Origin of the sequence: Spiroplasma endosymbiont of Nephrotoma flavescens, from assembly GCF_964030835.1 — a bacterium.
Lineage (GTDB): Bacteria > Bacillota_I > Bacilli_A > Mycoplasmatales > Nriv7 > Nriv7.
The window spans coordinates 177,881-195,176 of sequence record NZ_OZ034982.1; the positions used below are offsets into that span (position 1 = coordinate 177,881).

26 protein-coding genes are annotated in these 17,296 nt (G+C 25.0%); 3 read left to right on the forward strand and 23 right to left on the reverse strand.

The annotated features are described in order from the left end of the window. Nucleotides 1-41: 41 nt before the first annotated feature. From thyA to AAHN02_RS01075, 4 genes are all read right to left on the reverse strand, one after another. On the reverse strand, nt 42-911 hold the full coding sequence (gene thyA, locus AAHN02_RS01060) for a thymidylate synthase (protein ID WP_342277869.1): 870 nt from the start codon (nt 909-911) through the stop codon (nt 42-44). A 111-nt stretch (nt 912-1,022) separates the two neighbouring features. Beyond that, complete coding sequence (locus AAHN02_RS01065; RefSeq protein WP_342277870.1) at nt 1,023-1,880, reverse strand: hypothetical protein; 858 nt, start codon at nt 1,878-1,880, stop codon at nt 1,023-1,025. A gap of 73 nt (nt 1,881-1,953) precedes the next feature. Beyond that, nucleotides 1,954-2,253, reverse strand: a complete 300-nt coding sequence (locus AAHN02_RS01070) for an ankyrin repeat domain-containing protein (protein WP_342277871.1) — start codon at nt 2,251-2,253, stop codon at nt 1,954-1,956. Nucleotides 2,254-2,324: 71 nt separating this feature from the next. Beyond that, on the reverse strand, nt 2,325-2,762 hold the full coding sequence (locus tag AAHN02_RS01075; RefSeq protein WP_342277872.1) for a hypothetical protein: 438 nt from the start codon (nt 2,760-2,762) through the stop codon (nt 2,325-2,327). Between AAHN02_RS01075 and AAHN02_RS01080 the strand changes: the two genes are divergently transcribed. Beyond that, nucleotides 2,750-4,399: a hypothetical protein gene (locus AAHN02_RS01080; RefSeq protein ID WP_342277873.1), complete on the forward strand. Its 1,650-nt coding sequence runs from the start codon at nt 2,750-2,752 to the stop codon at nt 4,397-4,399. The two genes, AAHN02_RS01075 and AAHN02_RS01080, sit on opposite strands and share 13 nt — an antisense overlap. 280 nt (nt 4,400-4,679) lie before the next feature. Here AAHN02_RS01080 and AAHN02_RS01085 read toward each other — a convergent pair whose 3' ends face one another. From AAHN02_RS01085 to AAHN02_RS01150, 14 genes are all read right to left on the reverse strand, one after another. After that, nucleotides 4,680-5,177 carry a hypothetical protein gene (locus AAHN02_RS01085; RefSeq protein ID WP_342277874.1) on the reverse strand — a complete coding sequence of 166 codons (498 nt, stop codon included), beginning with the start codon at nt 5,175-5,177 and terminating at the stop codon, nt 4,680-4,682. Nucleotides 5,178-5,300: 123 nt separating this feature from the next. Then, nucleotides 5,301-5,513: a hypothetical protein gene (locus AAHN02_RS01090; RefSeq protein WP_342277875.1), complete on the reverse strand. Its 213-nt coding sequence runs from the start codon at nt 5,511-5,513 to the stop codon at nt 5,301-5,303. Beyond that, on the reverse strand, nt 5,498-7,096 hold the full coding sequence (locus AAHN02_RS01095; protein ID WP_342277876.1) for a hypothetical protein: 1,599 nt from the start codon (nt 7,094-7,096) through the stop codon (nt 5,498-5,500). Before AAHN02_RS01095 ends, AAHN02_RS01090 begins: the two co-directional genes overlap by 16 nt. Nucleotides 7,097-7,349: 253 nt before the next feature. Beyond that, the gene (locus tag AAHN02_RS01100) at nt 7,350-7,535 is read right to left on the reverse strand and encodes a hypothetical protein (RefSeq protein WP_342277877.1); all 186 of its coding nucleotides are present in this window, start codon (nt 7,533-7,535) and stop codon (nt 7,350-7,352) included. Nucleotides 7,536-7,758: 223 nt separating this feature from the next. Continuing rightward, on the reverse strand, nt 7,759-8,007 hold the full coding sequence (locus AAHN02_RS01105; protein WP_215826579.1) for a hypothetical protein: 249 nt from the start codon (nt 8,005-8,007) through the stop codon (nt 7,759-7,761). Nucleotides 8,008-8,009: 2 nt separating this feature from the next. Then, nucleotides 8,010-8,294, reverse strand: coding sequence for a hypothetical protein (locus AAHN02_RS01110; protein WP_342223871.1), 285 nt, complete (start codon nt 8,292-8,294; stop codon nt 8,010-8,012). A 6-nt stretch (nt 8,295-8,300) separates the two neighbouring features. Further along, nucleotides 8,301-9,158, reverse strand: a complete 858-nt coding sequence (locus AAHN02_RS01115; RefSeq protein WP_342277878.1) for a hypothetical protein — start codon at nt 9,156-9,158, stop codon at nt 8,301-8,303. A gap of 150 nt (nt 9,159-9,308) precedes the next feature. After that, a complete protein-coding gene (locus AAHN02_RS01120; protein ID WP_342277700.1) occupies nt 9,309-9,545 on the reverse strand; it encodes a hypothetical protein in 237 nt (78 codons plus the stop codon). 165 nt (nt 9,546-9,710) lie between these two features. Then, nucleotides 9,711-9,941, reverse strand: coding sequence for a hypothetical protein (locus AAHN02_RS01125; protein WP_342189657.1), 231 nt, complete (start codon nt 9,939-9,941; stop codon nt 9,711-9,713). A 3-nt stretch (nt 9,942-9,944) separates the two neighbouring features. Continuing rightward, nucleotides 9,945-10,106 (reverse strand): hypothetical protein, encoded by a 162-nt coding sequence (locus AAHN02_RS01130; protein ID WP_342277879.1) that lies wholly within the window; start codon nt 10,104-10,106, stop codon nt 9,945-9,947. After that, nucleotides 10,106-10,327, reverse strand: coding sequence for a hypothetical protein (locus AAHN02_RS01135; RefSeq protein WP_342277880.1), 222 nt, complete (start codon nt 10,325-10,327; stop codon nt 10,106-10,108). Before AAHN02_RS01135 ends, AAHN02_RS01130 begins: the two co-directional genes overlap by 1 nt. Before the next feature lie 2 nt (nt 10,328-10,329). Then, nucleotides 10,330-10,668 carry a hypothetical protein gene (locus AAHN02_RS01140; RefSeq protein WP_342277881.1) on the reverse strand — a complete coding sequence of 113 codons (339 nt, stop codon included), beginning with the start codon at nt 10,666-10,668 and terminating at the stop codon, nt 10,330-10,332. A gap of 1,079 nt (nt 10,669-11,747) precedes the next feature. Further along, the gene (locus AAHN02_RS01145) at nt 11,748-13,019 is read right to left on the reverse strand and encodes a hypothetical protein (protein WP_342277882.1); all 1,272 of its coding nucleotides are present in this window, start codon (nt 13,017-13,019) and stop codon (nt 11,748-11,750) included. 46 nt (nt 13,020-13,065) lie between these two features. Next, complete coding sequence (locus AAHN02_RS01150; protein WP_342277883.1) at nt 13,066-13,260, reverse strand: hypothetical protein; 195 nt, start codon at nt 13,258-13,260, stop codon at nt 13,066-13,068. A 376-nt stretch (nt 13,261-13,636) separates the two neighbouring features. Here AAHN02_RS01150 and AAHN02_RS01155 point away from each other — a divergent pair, with 376 nt between their 5' ends. Then, nucleotides 13,637-13,753: a helix-turn-helix domain-containing protein gene (locus AAHN02_RS01155; protein ID WP_342277884.1), complete on the forward strand. Its 117-nt coding sequence runs from the start codon at nt 13,637-13,639 to the stop codon at nt 13,751-13,753. A gap of 46 nt (nt 13,754-13,799) precedes the next feature. After that, a complete protein-coding gene (locus tag AAHN02_RS01160) occupies nt 13,800-14,582 on the forward strand; it encodes an IS30 family transposase (protein WP_342278174.1) in 783 nt (260 codons plus the stop codon). Nucleotides 14,583-14,647: 65 nt separating this feature from the next. On the opposite strand, the gene AAHN02_RS01165 is transcribed toward AAHN02_RS01160, so the two are convergent. From AAHN02_RS01165 to AAHN02_RS01185, 5 genes are all read right to left on the reverse strand, one after another. After that, nucleotides 14,648-14,998 carry a single-stranded DNA-binding protein gene (locus AAHN02_RS01165; protein WP_342277885.1) on the reverse strand — a complete coding sequence of 117 codons (351 nt, stop codon included), beginning with the start codon at nt 14,996-14,998 and terminating at the stop codon, nt 14,648-14,650. Nucleotides 14,999-15,053: 55 nt separating this feature from the next. After that, nucleotides 15,054-15,386 (reverse strand): holo-ACP synthase, encoded by a 333-nt coding sequence (locus AAHN02_RS01170; RefSeq protein ID WP_342277886.1) that lies wholly within the window; start codon nt 15,384-15,386, stop codon nt 15,054-15,056. A 395-nt stretch (nt 15,387-15,781) separates the two neighbouring features. Continuing rightward, nucleotides 15,782-16,639 carry an IS30 family transposase gene (locus AAHN02_RS01175; protein WP_342278175.1) on the reverse strand — a complete coding sequence of 286 codons (858 nt, stop codon included), beginning with the start codon at nt 16,637-16,639 and terminating at the stop codon, nt 15,782-15,784. Beyond that, nucleotides 16,611-16,727 (reverse strand): helix-turn-helix domain-containing protein, encoded by a 117-nt coding sequence (locus AAHN02_RS01180; protein ID WP_342277884.1) that lies wholly within the window; start codon nt 16,725-16,727, stop codon nt 16,611-16,613. Before AAHN02_RS01180 ends, AAHN02_RS01175 begins: the two co-directional genes overlap by 29 nt. Nucleotides 16,728-17,107: 380 nt before the next feature. Next, nucleotides 17,108-17,224: a helix-turn-helix domain-containing protein gene (locus tag AAHN02_RS01185; RefSeq protein ID WP_342277884.1), complete on the reverse strand. Its 117-nt coding sequence runs from the start codon at nt 17,222-17,224 to the stop codon at nt 17,108-17,110. Between the last annotated feature and the right edge of the window lie 72 nt (nt 17,225-17,296).

Sequence of the window (17,296 nt, forward strand, 5' to 3'; positions counted from 1 at the left end):
TTAATAAAGATTTCTTAGTTATAAAATTTTATTTTTAACAATTACAGGGCAGTAAATTCATCGTCTGGCTTTTCATCTAAAGTTTTACAATTCCCAATGTTATATTTTTGTTTAAATTCTTCAACCACAGGATTTAATATACTTGCTAATTGCGAATTACCATATTCTTTATTTCCATTGTCTAATGTTCTAAAATTCCCATTACTATCAAACTCATCTTGATAAAGATTGCACTCATTTCTTTTTGCGACCACTTGTTCTATTTCCCGATTAAGAGTCATTTTCAAATCGTCCATTTCTAAATTAGACTTTGCTCCTTGTTCATTTTTTGCTTGTCAATTTACTGGTTTCATTGCTGGCTTTACAGGCACAGGTGGCGCTTGGCGTTTAACTATCGTACATTGTTCGTTTTTGCCCATACCTTTATCTAATTCATCGGGCACAGCTCTTTGTCCTACCTTTGGTTCTGAAAATAAACGATGATTATTTTCTCTTATTTGCATAAAGTCAATAAAACTATTAAAATTTCGCCATTGTTTACCATAAACTGGACCTAAATCACCATATTTTTTAGCAAATTGCTCATCATTTTTAATTTTAGAAATAAAATCTTGTAATTGCTCACCTTTAAAATCAGGTGAATTTTGATATTTTTTATACGGTCACTCATTTCAAATATTAACATTATTTTGAACTAATGTTCTAATATTAGTATCACCTTTAATAAATCATAATAATTCATAAATAACAGCTTTTAAATATACTTTTTTTGTTGTTAATAGTGGAAACCCTTTTTGTAAATCAAACCGCATTTGATAACCAAAAAAACTAATTGTATCAATAAGGGTACGATTAGGTTTATTTTGACCTTTTTCTAATATCTGACGACATAAACTTAAATACTGCTCCATTGTTTCACCTCACGATAATTTCTATTCTGTTTTTAATTTTAACATAAAATCTAATAACAAACTATTACGCTTAATAAAGATTTCTTAGTTATAAAATTTTATTTTTAACAATTACAGGGCAGTAAATTCATCGTCTGGCTTTTCATCTAAAGTTTTACAATTCCCAATGTTATATTTTTGTTTAAATTCTTCAACCACAGGATTTAATATACTTGCTAATTGCGAATTACCATATTCTTTATTTCCATTGTCTAATGTTCTAAAATTCCCATTACTATCAAACTCATCTTGATAAAGATTGCACTCATTTCTTTTTGCGACCACTTGTTCTATTTCCCGATTAAGAGTCATTTTCAAATCGTCCATTTCTAAATTAGACTTTGCTCCTTGTTCATTTTTTGCTTGTCAATTTACTGGTTTCATTGCTGGCTTTACAGGCACAGGTGGCGCTTGGCGTTTAACTATCGTACATTGTTCGTTTTTGCCCATACCTTTATCTAATTCATCGGGCACAGCTCTTTGTCCTACCTTTGGTTCTGAAAATAAACGATGATTATTTTCTCTTATTTGCATAAAGTCAATAAAACTATTAAAATTATAATTTTTAAATTGAAAATATATTCCATATTCATTATCAAACATAAAATGCATATAGTGCTCTTTAAGACTTTTAATAGCAACGGCTTCAAAATTATAATTTGTTAATTTTTGATACGCTACTTTAAACCCAACAATATCATTAAGTTTAGTTAACCGAATTAAGTTTTCAATTGATTGATTGGTAGCAGAATCATTTTTAAACCGTTTATTAATTTGAGCACACAAAAGATTAATATAGGCATATTGTTTTACTTCTTGACAAGCATTGGTAACTTTTCATAATTGAAAATCTTTCATTTTTAATAAAACATCAAATTTAATATATTCATTGATGCGTTTTGTTATTTCCGCACTAATTTTTTCATTCATAAATATTCTCTCCCTTTATTTTTTAATAAATTACTATTTATTTACTATTTAGATAATTAAAATTTCTTAATTTTTAGATATTTAAATTTGTCCCATTTGCTAATAAAAGATTAATTATATCTAAATTTTTTCTTATTCTAGCAAAATAAAGTGCCGACCTACCAGCATTATCTTTGATATTAGCATCAGCGCCCTTTTCTAAGATTAATTCAATCATTTCAATATTAGCACCACTTGCTGATAATAATTTTGCATCTCTGACACAATTCAACATTATTGGAATATGAAGCAGGATATTATCATTATTATTTTTAATATTAGCTCCCTTTGAAATTAATAAGGACAGCAATTCTAAATTATTATTTTTACGCATTATAAATATTTTTTTCAAGTTCCATTAAATCGTTTCTTTTCATTAATTATTATTGTTCTTTAACTATTGCCTTATCTTTGGAGAAATTGTTCAAAACTCTCACCTTGTAAATAGATTTTTTTAAAAAAATTTAACATTTTCCTTGTTTTATTCATTAAAAAATCAACATTAAATTTTTTCAAGAAAAAAATTTGATGATAATTTCCGACATAATATTCAATAGCACTATTAACAAAATTATAATTTGTTATTGCTTCATACTTTTCTTTAAAACCTAAAATATCATTAATTTTAACTAATTTAGAAAGACTTCTTATTCGCTTATAGATTTCAAAGTCAAACAATTTCTCATCAGGAATTCAATAATAAATATATTCCAAGTTATTTATTTCATCTCCTCTTTCATTTATTAATATTCAAACTTTAAAAGTCTTCATTTTTGATAAAATATCAAATTTAATATATTCATTAATACACTTTACTTTTTCTTGTTGAATTGTCGCTAACAAATATTCTCATTCCTTTTATTAAAATAATTAATTTAGGTAATATAGAAAATATTGATAATCAAAATAATTATCAAGAAATATTAGAAAGATTTATAAATGTTAATTCAAATAACAATAATATCCCTGTGGAATTATTAACATTACAAAATTTACATGTTATACCAAATAGTGTAACCGAAAATTCAGCTATAATCTCACTTAGTAATTATGGTCTTTATGGTGCTAGACTTAATTTTGATTATTATGGTGCAATACTGGTAACTTTTAATACATTAGAACAAGAATTATCAATTTGTGAAGAAACAAATACAATAACAAAAGAAGATTCAGATGATGATGATAAACAAAATAATAATTTTATAAATATTGGGAGAATAAGTAACAATAGTCCTGAAGAAATAATTCCGATTATACTTAATTATATAAAAGAACAACATAAGATATCAATAAATAGACAATCAATAAAAATAGATTATATTTTCGAAGATTTATTAGAAATAAATATTAATAGTATTGATCCAGAATTTAACATAACTTTTTTTATAGAATTTGATACAAATTTTTTTTTAGTTAATGACATACAAAATATTATTGTTACAAATGATTTGGGATTATTAGAAAATCATGAGCCAAATGAAAGGGGGGCAATAATTATAAATGAATTTATGAGATTAAATAATCTAAATGAAATTGAAAGTATTAATTTAACATTAAATAATATTACAGAAAATACTGCAATAATAAGTATAAATCCAAGAAACAGCAGTGATTTTTTTGGTAAAGTTCAAGTTAATTTTAGATTAGATTCTAATACAAATCAAAATATTAATCAAAATAATGTTAATAATCAAAATAATTTTGGTGGATCGTGCAGTGGCGGATCATCAACAAACAAAAAAAAAAAAGATACTTTTTTTACAAAAGATTGATCATCTGATTCTGATAATGAATGTGAACAAACAAATTTTAATAATAAACAATTTAATAGTGATGGTATTGAAAAATGATATAAATTTTTACAACCAGATCAGTTAAAAATTGACATTAATAAAGAAACTTGAGACAAAGAAATTAAACCTCACATTCAAAAAATAATAAATGTCGTAGGTAAATTCCCTGTAAGCGATCATAGTTCGTTTAAAAAATTTAATGAAGAAAATAGAAACATGATGGTTGGAAGTATTGCATATAATTATACAAAAATAAATGATATTTTTTTAAAAAATAATGTTAAATATTTGGTTATTGATAAAACGATTGGACACATATTTTTAGATAAAAGCTTTTATTATACCGATTATTACGATTATGTTATAGAACAAGAATCAGAACATTCTAATTCTATTGAAAAATGATATAAATTTTTACAACCAGATCAGTTAAAAATTGGCATTAATAAAGAAACTTGAAACAAAGAAATTAAACCTCACATTCAAAAAATAATAAATGTCGTAGGTAAATTCCCTGTAAGCGATCATAGTTTTGTTGAAAAATATAATGAACAAGATAGAAATACTTTAATTTCTTTTTTAATTCGTCATTTTATAGAAATAAATGATTATTTTCAATCAAGTAATTCTTTAATTTTTTCAACAGATACGTATGGTATTAATTTTGATATTGAAAAAATAAAATAATACACGACGAACTTTAAATATGCAATTACTTTAATTGGAATAAGTACAACAAATTTAATTTCTTGTGAAAAATAAAAAAAATATTCAAACCAGTAATTTTAATTAATTACTGGTTTTATTTTGTTAAAATAGAAAAAATGAAAAGTTGTTTAGTTGTTTAAGAGCGTTGTCACCATAGAAAACTACGTTTATAGGGCAGTGATTTTAACAGTTTTTGGACAGGCTCTCAAGTTTTATCATTAAATGCGAGATTGTGCTACCCCAATTTTGAATTTAGTTATTATGGATTTTCAATTTCAATTTCAAAATTATTTGTTTCATTTAATCTGTAATTTGTTTTATCGAAAAAATCTTTGAAATTATATAAATCTGTGCCTTGTGCTTTAATTGTTATTTTTTTATTAATTACTCATGTTTTATAAGGGCTATTTTCTTTTATTTTTTGTCCATATGTTGTTATTAAGTTTCTAATTTTTTCTTGTTTATCCTGATTATTTTGCAATTCTTTTGTAAATTGGAAAGTAAAATCGTTTAAGTTTTTTAATTCTGGTAATTTTTCATTTAGATTGCTATTATCTTTTTTATATATGTTAACCTCTGCAATACTATTTGTTGAATTCAAAACCCAAAAATTCACTTTTTCTAGGTCTCTAATTTCAAAATCATAAGTTTTATTTTTGTTATTTTTTTGTTCTACTGATTCATTTGCTTTTTTAGAACAGCCAATAATTGGCAGTGTTATTAATCCTAAAATAGCGGTTATGTTTAAAAATTTCATAAAATTAACTCCTTCATTTTGTTTTTTCGATATATATATATATTATACGAAAATCCTTAAAATCATTAGAAAAATGGCAAAACCGATTAAAAACTGAAAGGTATAGTAAAAAGCTGGTACGGTTTAAAAAACTGGGAAAATAGCGGTTGAAAAGTTAACTGTTGCTTTGGCAATAATTGTTAATGGTCGTAAAATGGTAATTACTTGTGAAGCTGTCAGCATTCAGTTTATCATTTTGATACCAGCATTTTGAATGGCACAACCAATATCATTAAAGGTTGGTATTCATCGTCCAGAATATTTGCAATTTGCTGGCGGAATTAGGTGTCATCCCATTCTGAATTGGTGGAACAACCATCACGGATAAATGCTGTGGAATTAAGGACATTAAAATCATAAATTTTAAAATTATAGTTAGAGGAATTACTTTTGTGATAAAGCGGAAAGGTTAAGGTAAAAATATTAATACCGTAACGAATATCAATATCGGTATTGAGATAATTAATACTATTAACAGTCTTGTTGGTTGGCAAGGTAATGAGTTTGTTATCATAGGATTTAAGGACATTAAATTCAATTTGATAGATGCTGTTATTATTTTTAATCGCATTATAATTTTCTTGATGCGTTTTTTTATCAAAAGTAAAGAAATAACTTCTTAGTAATAATTCCGAATTACCAGTAACATTGATTAAATATTTTTTGGGATAAAAGGTAATTAACGAACGATAAAAGAAACCGATTTGAATAAAGTAATCTTTGTTGTAATTATCTACACCCTTAAAATCAATTTCGGTATGAGTTTTTTCGTCCATATCAAAAGTAGCATAAAATAAACTGGCAAAGAAATTGCCAAGTATTTCATAGATTTCATCAAAAATATTTTTGCAATCGCTGTTATTAATACTAGGAATGTTATTTTTAAAATAAAAGTAAATGTCATTTCGTAAATCGGGGTCATAGCGTAGAAAACTAAATTTAACATTAAGATAATTTAATGTTCCGAAAAGATACTTAATTAGATAATAATCGTTAGTATTTTCGGTGTTATATTTTCAGATTTCATTTCCACCGTGTAATAATTGTAAATAGTCATTACCTGCGATTAAGGTTTTATTAAAAGCTTTAATTTTTAAAATATTTGTATTAATTTCATCTTCACTACTAGAAGTTTTGTGATAAAAATAGCTTTCGTTTTTAAAACCATGATTTTTAATGGTGAATTCTTTATAGTAACCTTTTTCTAAAGTGTCAATGAAATTGAATACTGGCGTTCAATAGAGATAAGAGTAATTAAATTTATCAAAATCGCCACGATGAATCATTAAATAATCAAGATTATCAATGATATCATTATATTTGTGGTTACCATCAAATTTAGTAGTTGTTATCGGTAAATCAATGTCGGTACTGTCTTTTTCAATTTCAATTTGAAAATTATTTGTTTCATTTAATCTATAATTTGTTTTATCGAAAAAATCTTTGAAATTATATAAATCTGTGCCTTGTGCTTTAATTGTTATTTTTTTATTAATTACTCATGTTTTATAAGTGCTATTTTCTTTTATTTTTTGTCCATATGTTGTTATTAAGTTTCTAATTTTTTCTTGTTTATCCTGATTATTTTGCAATTCTTTTGTAAATTGGAAAGTAAAATCGTTTAAGTTTTTTAATTCTGGTAATTTTTCATTTAGATTGCTATTATCTTTTTTATATATGTTAACCTCTGCAATACTATTTTTTGAATTCAAAACCCAAAAATTCACTTTTTCTAAATTTTTAATTTCAAAATTATAAACTTTATTACTTTGTCTTTTACTTCTAATTAATGAATTTGTTGTTGTTTTGTCATTGTTAATGTTTTGCGGAATGGTAAAAATGTTATTGAAACTAATAATTAATATGGTAAATATTTTCATAAACATTTTTATCACTCCTTTTTAAAATATTTTATTTTTAATCTTTTTTAATACAAAGCGAATTAAAAAGTTTACCATTTCTGTTGTGGTTACTCACACTAATGAATAACCTATAATCATTAACTTACCAATTGCTCCAAAATTTTTAATAAATTGTTGCAAATTTTCAATATCTGTATGTAATAATAAAACTATACTTAAAGATATGAATATAATGTAATTAAGTATTATTCATCAATATTTTTTTAAAGAATTAATGAGTTTGTTTGATTTCATTTTTCAAGACTCTTTTTGCTTTAATTTTTTGAATAATCAAGCGGATTAATTTTTCAAATTTAATTGCAAAATATATTGCGCTGCCTCATCAAAAAACAAATATTCCCGCGAGCATAATACCACTATTGAACTTGCCAAAGAATTCAACCATTTGTTTATTCATAAAATTATTAAATTCGTCACTTGTTCCAGTTATTCATTTTTAGTATCACTTACTGTTAATGCACAAATTAACAAGCTTATAAAGATAAAAATGATACTTAATACTATTTTTAACCACTGTTTTTTAAAAGAATTTTTAATTTTAATGGCATTTTTTCTTTTGAGTTATCTTTTTTAAATAATTTTCCTAAAAGTTTTTTCATTTTAATTCTCCTTTCATATTTTTATCGTCCTTTAATCACAATAAATAAGGCAATAAGTACACAAGTAACGCCAAGAATGGTAAAAATTGGGTGTTGCGAAAATGTCCGAGCCATTGGTTTAAATAGTTCTAAAATTGTTAAATTGCTAGTAATAAATTTTTGGAAATTAGCAAGCCCTTCGCTAATATAGTTCGTTAAGGTTTCAAAATGACTACCTGCTAATAACCCAAGAACAGTTATTAAGATAAAAATAATAATTAGTTTAAACATTGTTAGTTACCTTGCTTTGTTTTTATTGGTTTTATTTGTTTTTTAGTTTTTCCTCACGCACTTAAACGCCCTTTATTTTTAACCGCATATTGGCGTTGTTTTTCTAAATTAACTTGTTGACTACCAAATCCAAGAATAATTGCCATAAGAAATTCTACAGCCAGCGTTAAGAATAAAGGAAATATTAATTGAATATTCGTTCCCGGTACTTCAAGACTTCAAATTAAATCAAAAACCTTATAAAGCATTTGGGCGAGAAAGTCCGCCATTTTTGCGAGATTTTCCATTTTTTATTATTCCTTTTCTTTCATTTTTCTTAAAAATTTGCTAAATTTATCCATTTTTAAATATTCCAAGTCTTCTAAATCAATTGCGGTGTCAGTATAGTATTTGTCTTCATAGTCGGGATTTACTTTTGAATTTAAGTAATCTCTTAAAAACGCTAGGTAAAAAGAATTGTAAGTGTTTAATATTGGCAGAGGAATTTTTAGTTTAAAAAAATAGATATCAAGTTCAGGAATATCACGGTATTTAATGCGACGCCCTTTTTTACTATTTTTCGCATCAATTAAGGTGTTTCGTCAGCGTTCATATTCTTCAATGCTCGTAAAGGTGCCATAGATGACTTTTAAGTAAGGGCGAAAAATATTAACGGGTTTTTTACGAATTCCCACAATCACATTATTGGCAATATCACGAACTTTAACTCAAATATGTTTATCTCTTTGACCGCTAGCCAGCACAATATGACCGAAATGGCGTGCCAGAGCGAAATATTCTTGGATACCGGTTTCTTCGTTTTTGATATTATTTTTTTCTCAATCAGTTCCTTCTAAAAATAAATTGGTTTCGTCTCATAACAGTAAGGTTTTGTCTGGCAACACCGGATAATCAAAGTCTAATAATCCCATATGCCCTAAACTTAATTTTTGGGTTTCTAGTAATGGAAAGGTTGATGCGATGTGATATTTCTTCTTTTTTAGTAATTTTGCTGCGTATACTAGAAAAGCAGTTTTTCCAGTTCCTAATGAACCAATCACAATATTTAATGGTGAATTTTTTAAGAAATTAATAACTTTGTTAATTTGTGTTAAATTACCGATTTTAAAAAGTAAAATTAAAATACAACCGGCTAAAAATAAATAGCTCACAATGTTTTTGAAATAACCGTTGTAAATGTATCAAATTGCTCCTTAATGTCATAAAATTAAAAATGAGGTGCGATTCAATTCAATAAAATGGTTATTTTTTTCTATTATTCATTTGCAAAATTTCATCTTGCACCTCACTTTATTTTTTTGTTAGCGGACTGCGCCAAGTAATTTTTCAAACATTTTAAAACAAATAAAGAATATTGCCAAAATAAATGGAAAAATGAAGATTCAGTAGTCAGCAAAGAAGTTACCGACTTGCGGCATATTAACGGCAATAATTTCTCACATTTTAGTAAACGCTGTTATAATTGCATTTCACAATTTAGTCATCGCGTCACTAGCTGTTATTTTTGCTGGTGCATCAGCTAAGAAAGTTCCAAACATATAATCACCCCCTTTCTTTTTAAAACATTCATCATTTATATTCAAAATTTTTCTTAAACTTATTAAAACCTTGGTTAACCTTAAAACGATTGTATTTTTTCCTAATTAATTTTGATTTTCTTCCAGAATGCATCACGATGTAACTTCTTGACATTAATTTTGTATTTATCTAAATACTGATATGGTTTTTCAAAGTAACATTAGAATAAATCACACTATAATCGCTGTTAATAATCAAAAAGCAATGTTTGCTATTAAAAGTCAAAGTGGCGCTTCGGTTAAATTAATTTCTTTACTACCAGTAATATGAGCGGGAATAGTTGTAATTTGAATAAATAAATCTCAGAAAGTTTGTTTAATTTGTTCTCAATTAAATTCTTTTAAGTTTATTGTCATTTTCTATCTCCCAAAAATCATTTTTATTGGTAAATACATAATTGAAATTAATGCGAAAATAAAAGTAATGATAATAATTAATCCGGCAATAAACGCAACTTGTGCAGGCATTTTTTCTATCGGAACAAACAGTTTTAAGAACTCCATAATAATTTCTCAAAACATTATTTTTTATCCTTGTTATTTTCTTTTGAATTAGGGGCTTTAACTCATTCTTCAAAGCGAGCAATAAATACTTTCTCGTCTTTTGTGAAATTACCAGTATTATTTTTAATGGCATTTTTATATTTAATTCTAATTTTTATTTTGGCATAAATTTTATAAGCAACATATGCTGACAGCATTATGCTGATAATAATAAATATTAGTCCAATTGCAATATTCATTTTTAAACTCCTTTAAAATAGTTATAATTCATATCTTTTTTATTGTTTTCTTTTTCAGCAATGAAGAAACTTAATAATTCTTGGCCTTTAATTAACTTGGTTTCTTGTTCTTGTTGATTAATTGATTGATTAATTGAAATTACTTGATATTTACTATCTTTTATTATTCCAATGCAAATTGAATTTTCGTATTTTCCTTTATAAATAAATCGCTTTGGAAACCAAATGCCGATTTGTTCATTAAATCACGGAATTTTTGGTGCTTTAATAAACATTGCGTTTTGTGTTTCTTTTAAGATATATTTTTTAGTATTTAAGAAAATGTTTTCAATGTTTTTCATAGTAAATTACCTTTCTTATGAATAAACTAAGTTGTATTAACTAAGTTGTTAGTTAACTTAGTTTTTTAAACACTTATATATCGCAGATTTAAGTGTTTAACAAGCTTTGTTAGTAAATTTTTTTTTAATTAGATAAAGATTTTAATAATTTTAAACTTAGTATATCCCCTATATAGAAATTTCTACACTTTAACATCCGCATCCTACCCTTGGAACTAATTTAATAGCGTGTATATTTTTAGGAAATCCACCCATTCATTTTTTTATTGCAAAACGAAACAAATTGCTATAGCTAATAGGATGTTATCTATCAACTGGTAAACTTCTTTTGGTTATGGCGACCACCCACAATTTATCGTGCTTTAATACATACCAACATTATTAATTCACTTGTATTTAATTTTCAAAGAACAAATTTTTAACATCTTATAAAATAAAAAGACAATCATTGCCGACTGTCTTAATACTTATTCAAATCTTTTCCCACCTATTAATTTTAAGATATTATTTAGAAACATATTAATATTTTATTCTTGCAAAACATTAGCTTCCCCTTCTAAATTAAGAAAGGTTTCAAAACTCTCACCTTGTAAATATAATTGCTTTATTAAAAATATCATTTTACTTGTTGGAAAAATAATCCTTTGATTGCCGACTCCAAAAATATTACGATAATTTTTGATATCATATTTAATGGCAGCATTTTCAAAGTTATAATTTGTTAATTTTTGATATGCTTTTTTAAATCCTAAAATATCATTTAGTTTTAACTAAGCTAACAAGTTTATTTACAATATTTATTGCTCTTGAATTAATTGTTGTACCCTTAGGAATTCAAATGTTAACATATGTACAAATATTTTCTTTGTCTTGATTTTGATTTTTTATTGTTCAAGTTTCAAAGTCTTTCATTTTTGATAAAACATCAAATTTAATATGTTCATTAATAGAACGATTTTTTTCTTCATAAACTCTATATATATATATTTGCTATCTTCTTTACTAATATTTTGTCCGATATATAATCTCTCCTCGTCTAATTAAATACCATTACTTTGCTAATTATTTTAAATTAAATTTTAACTAGATAAGAAGTTTTCTTTTTGTTTTTTTCTCTCTACTTTTTTTGCTACTTTGACAGTCTCTGCTTCAAGTTTACGACTATTTTCTAACTTTCTTTTTTCTTTTGCTTCTTGCATTTTTTCATATTGAACTAATTTATTTTTCTGTTTTAAAAATTCTTGCCTGTCTCGTGCTTTAGTTCTTACGGCCCATTCTCTATCTGTTTGCAATTGTTTAAATGATGTTGCTTCTTTTTTTAGTTGTTCTGTTTCTCTTGGCCATGCTTGTTGTTGCTTGTCTCATTCTTTAACACTTTTGTTGATGAACTTTCTTGTTGGTTCTTTTTTGTATGTTTGCAAAGAAATATTTTTAAGTTTAATAGTTTTTAGAGTAGTGTCTGACAACGCAGGTAAAGTATAACTTTGTTCAACTTCAAAATCCATTTGACAATCATCAACAGCATCAACTTCAAAATCCATTCGATAGTTATTAAAATTACTAAGGGCAAAATTCATTGTATCAGGTTGAAAATCTTCAATTTCATTTTTAATTGCCAATGAATTTGCTACTGAACAAGACGACGGTTCTAAAAAAGCATCTTCTGAGAAATTTACTCCTACACGCTCGCTTTCTTGCTCAAACCTGTTCCTCGCATATTGCTCGACACTTAATTTTCTTACCGATTCATTAACTGTTCTTAGACTATTTTGTTCTTCTAATGTCTGAAGTTGTGATGCTTCATCTACGGCTCTTTTTGCTAACTGTTCAATATTAATTTTGTATTTATTAACTACTTCCATAATTGCTTTTTTACCGCTTAAAGATCTAGAATCAGCAATTAACTTACCAAAATTCATACCATCACGATTCCTAATATAAATATTAGCGCCACGATTCAATAAAGTTTGTACATTGATAAGATAATTTTTCACATTATGACGCGAATAACAAATGAGATGTTTTCTTGTATTTATTAAAAGGGCAGTATCGCCAAATACATTTTGAAGATTAATATTAGCACCATTATCTAACAAAAGATTTATTTTATCACTATTTTTAGCTAAATGAAGTGGATTTCTACCAAAACCAGAAAATGCTACGGCATTCGGGTCAGCCCCTAACTTTAATAAATTTTCCATACATTTTAATGAATCTCTATTATTTGACTTCGTCCAATAACAAAACTTATAACTAATTGTCATATTAGTATTAGTTAATTTTACAGCAATACGCTTATCAACCTCAATGACCTTAAAATTTAATTTTATTTGTTCAATATCTTCATCCATATCTAAAAAAAGCAAATAATCATTACGAAATTTATAATATTTATCTTTAATTAATATTAGGCATTTTGTAATTTTCTTTATTAAGATTTTTTATTCGTTGTTCAGTTTCATAACTAATAATTTTTACTTTAAATTCATCTCAATTAAGATTCTGAGATAAATCTAAAAATTGATTGAAAAACTTAGGTATTGGGATTATTTGGTTAATTCTGCGCATTAAAAATACCTTATTTGGATCCACATCTAATATTCCTTTCTGATTACTATATAAAAAATAAAAATTAAAAGCACTTTAATTCTTAACTAAAAATTAAAGTGCTAATTTTTTTAAAGATAAATTAAGTTATCTTTAAAATTAAACAAACTTTTTTATTGCAGAGTACATGCCTGAACTGCTATAGTTTTTTAAATAATTTTAAAAAACTGGCTATCTTTACCATTGGAGTAGACCAATCCAATTTTTAAATATAATTTATATAATTACTACTAAATTACACTTTTTATTATGTGCTGAATTATACTTGTAAGTGCAAGTAAATAAAATTGCAAAAGATTTCATATAAAAATTTCATGATGCTAAGTTTATTTTAGAAAAAGTAAATTTAAGGAGTTTTTATATGGGATACAAACATCTTGGCATAGATGAAAGAATTTATATTGAGAATCAATTGAAATTTAAAGTAAAAATTAGTGAAATAGCTAAAAATCTTAATCGAAGTATTAGTACTATATAATCGAGAAGTTAATAGAAATAAAGATAATAATCATTATTTTTCATTAATTGCACAAAATAAAGCAGAAAATAGAAAACAATTACATGTTTATTTTCATAAATTTAAAAATAGAGAATTAGTAAAATATGTACAACAAAAATTATTATTAGGTTGATCGCCTGAACAAATTTATGGCAGAATTAAAAATTTTCATCAAGAATGAATTATTAGTTTTAAAACAATTTACAATTGAATTTATTCTGGATTACTTGAAAAGGTTACTAGTAAAAATTTAAGAAGAAAAGGTAAGAAACGAAAATCTCAAGAAAATGGGGGTAAATTTAATGGTAAATCCATTAAAGAACGAAATGTTAATAATCGCATAACTCTTGGCCATTGAGAAGGTGATACTGTAGTATCATCACGAGGTAAAAGTAAATCATGTTTAATAACTTTAGTTGAAAGAACATCAAGATTTACTTTAGCAATATTAGTTGAAAATAGAACTACTAAAGTTATTAACAAAAATATTAGTCATTATTTATCAATTCTTCCAAATAGTCTTGTTAAGACTATAACATTTGATAGGGGTAAAGAATTTGCTAATTGACAACAACTTGAAAAAAATTTAAATGTGAAAATTTATTTTGCTGATGCATATTCACCTTGACAAAGAGGTACTAATGAAAATACTAATGGTTTAATTAGAGAAAAATTTCCTAAAAAATTTAATTTTTCAAACACTACTAAAAATGTAGTTCATAAATTTATATTGTCTTTAAACCAAAGACCAAGAAAAATACTAAATTATCTTTCGCCAATCGAATATTTGGTTAGAAAAATAATTTAGTTGTACTTAACTTTACAATTTGGCATAATAAAAATATCAAGGGTAATAATTATCAAGCAGATTATTTATTCAAGAATATAATGACCAACCCGCATAATGCGATCAGCAATAATTTCCAAATAATGATTCTCATTATCTTTATATTGAAATGATTGAATTCTAGCTTTAATAGCAATCATCGTATCAATTACTAAAAATGATACGATATCAGCAATTAAATTATTTCATACTTTAATAACAAGATAATCTTCATCATAATGACCTAACTTATTTTTAAAAGGTCGGGTTACACTAATAGTTAATCGCATCATTTTTGATGTTCTTTCACCAGTTTGATTATGAATAATTTCTGGCGGATTAACAATTCTTCCTACTAAAACAAGATTATTTAACATTATATCACCTACCTTTCCCATTTTATTGTAAAAGATAGCACCGATTTTTAAGTTAAAAGATATTGCTGTCGTATATTTATAATGTTAATATTGCCATACCAATGGCATATTCTTTTTCATGACTAATTGATAATCAACTATTATGTTCAAATCCAATCCATTGTAATTGCTTATTTACTAATTGAATATTAACTTCACAAAAAATTAAAACCTCATTAACATTATTTATTGCTTTATACAATGCTTCTTTTAATGCTCATCTTCCTGCTAAAAATTGTTTTTTTTCGGTTTCACTTTTAATTGTTTGTAAATAACTAATTTCTTCTAAATGTAATACTTTATTAATAAATGATTTTTTTAATTGCATTCGTTTAATGCTAACAATATCAATTCCCACACCTTTAATCATTTTTACTACCATCCTTTTAAAATAATATTATTTAAATTATAACAAAGAAACAATTTATGCCAAATTGTAAAGTTAAGTGGGTCGCGTTTAGTTTTCTTAGGTATTTTTTAAAAAAGAAAAAATAGTCATTTACTATAAATTATTTCAATATGCAAATTAAGTATATATTTCTTATGTATGATTTTTGTTGTAAAAAATTATTTTAATGTTGTTTTTATAAGCATTTTACTTAGTTTTTATAACCTTTTATTAAGAATATGTTTGTTAATATTAAATATTTTGTTTTATTAATTATTTTTCAAGTAAAAAGGTAATAAATTTTTAGTTGCTTTTCTTTCAAAATTATTCAAATCTTTACCCACCTAACAAAACTTTATGCGCCCAGTTAAGTGCAACTAAATTATTTTTCTAACCAAATATTCGATTGGCGAAAGATAATTTAGTATTTTTCTTGGTCTTTGGTTTAAAGACAATATAAATTTATGAACTGCATTTTTAGTAGTGTTTGAAAAATTAAATTTTTTAGGAAATTTTTCTCTAATTAAACCATTAGTATTTTCATTAGTACCTCTTTGTCAAGGTGAATATGCATCAGCAAAATAAATTTTCACATTTAAATTTTTTTCAAGTTGTTGTCAATTAGCAAATTCTTTACCCCTATCAAATGTTATAGTCTTAACAAGACTATTTGGAAGAATTGATAAATAATGACTAATATTTTTGTTAATAACTTTAGTAGTTCTATTTTCAACTAATATTGCTAAAGTAAATCTTGATGTTCTTTCAACTAAAGTTATTAAACATGATTTACTTTTACCTCGTGATGATACTACAGTATCACCTTCTCAATGGCCAAGAGTTATGCGATTATTAACATTTCGTTCTTTAATGGATTTACCATTAAATTTACCCCAATTTTCTTGAGATTTTCGTTTCTTACCTTTTCTTCTTAAATTTTTACTAGTAACCTTTTCAAGTAATCCAGAATAAATTCAATTGTAAATTGTTTTAAAACTAATAATTCATTCTTGATGAAAATTTTTAATTCTGCCATAAATTTGTTCAGGCGATCAACCTAATAATAATTTTTGTTGTACATATTTTACTAATTCTCTATTTTTAAATTTATGAAAATAAACATGTAATTGTTTTCTATTTTCTGCTTTATTTTGTGCAATTAATGAAAAATAATGATTATTATCTTTATTTCTATTAACTTCTCGATTATATAGTACTAATACTTCGATTAAGATTTTTAGCTATTTCACTAATTTTTACTTTAAATTTCAATTGATTCTCAATATAAATTCTTTCATCTATGCCAAGATGTTTGTATCCCATATAAAAACTCCTTAAATTTACTTTTTCTAAAATAAACTTAGCATCATGAAATTTTTATATGAAATCTTTTGCAATTTTATTTACTTGCACTTACAAGTATAATTCAGCAATTTTTACTAGTAACCTTTTCAAGTAATCCAGAATAAATTCAATTGTAAATTGTTTTAAAACTAATAATTCATTCTTGATGAAAATTTTTAATTCTGCCATAAATTTGTTCAGGCGATCAACCTAATAATAATTTTTGTTGTACATATTTTACTAATTCTCTATTTTTAAATTTATGAAAATAAACATGTAATTGTTTTCTATGTTCTGCTTTATTTTGTGCAATTAATGAAAAATAATGATTATTATCTTTATTTCTATTAACTTCTCGATTATATAGTACTAATACTTCGATTAAGATTTTTAGCTATTTCACTAATTTTTACTTTAAATTTCAATTGATTCTCAATATAAATTCTTTCATCTATGCCAAGATGTTTGTATCCCATATAAAAACTCCTTAAATTTACTTTTTCTAAAATAAACTTAGCATCATGAAATTTTTATATGAAATCTTTTGC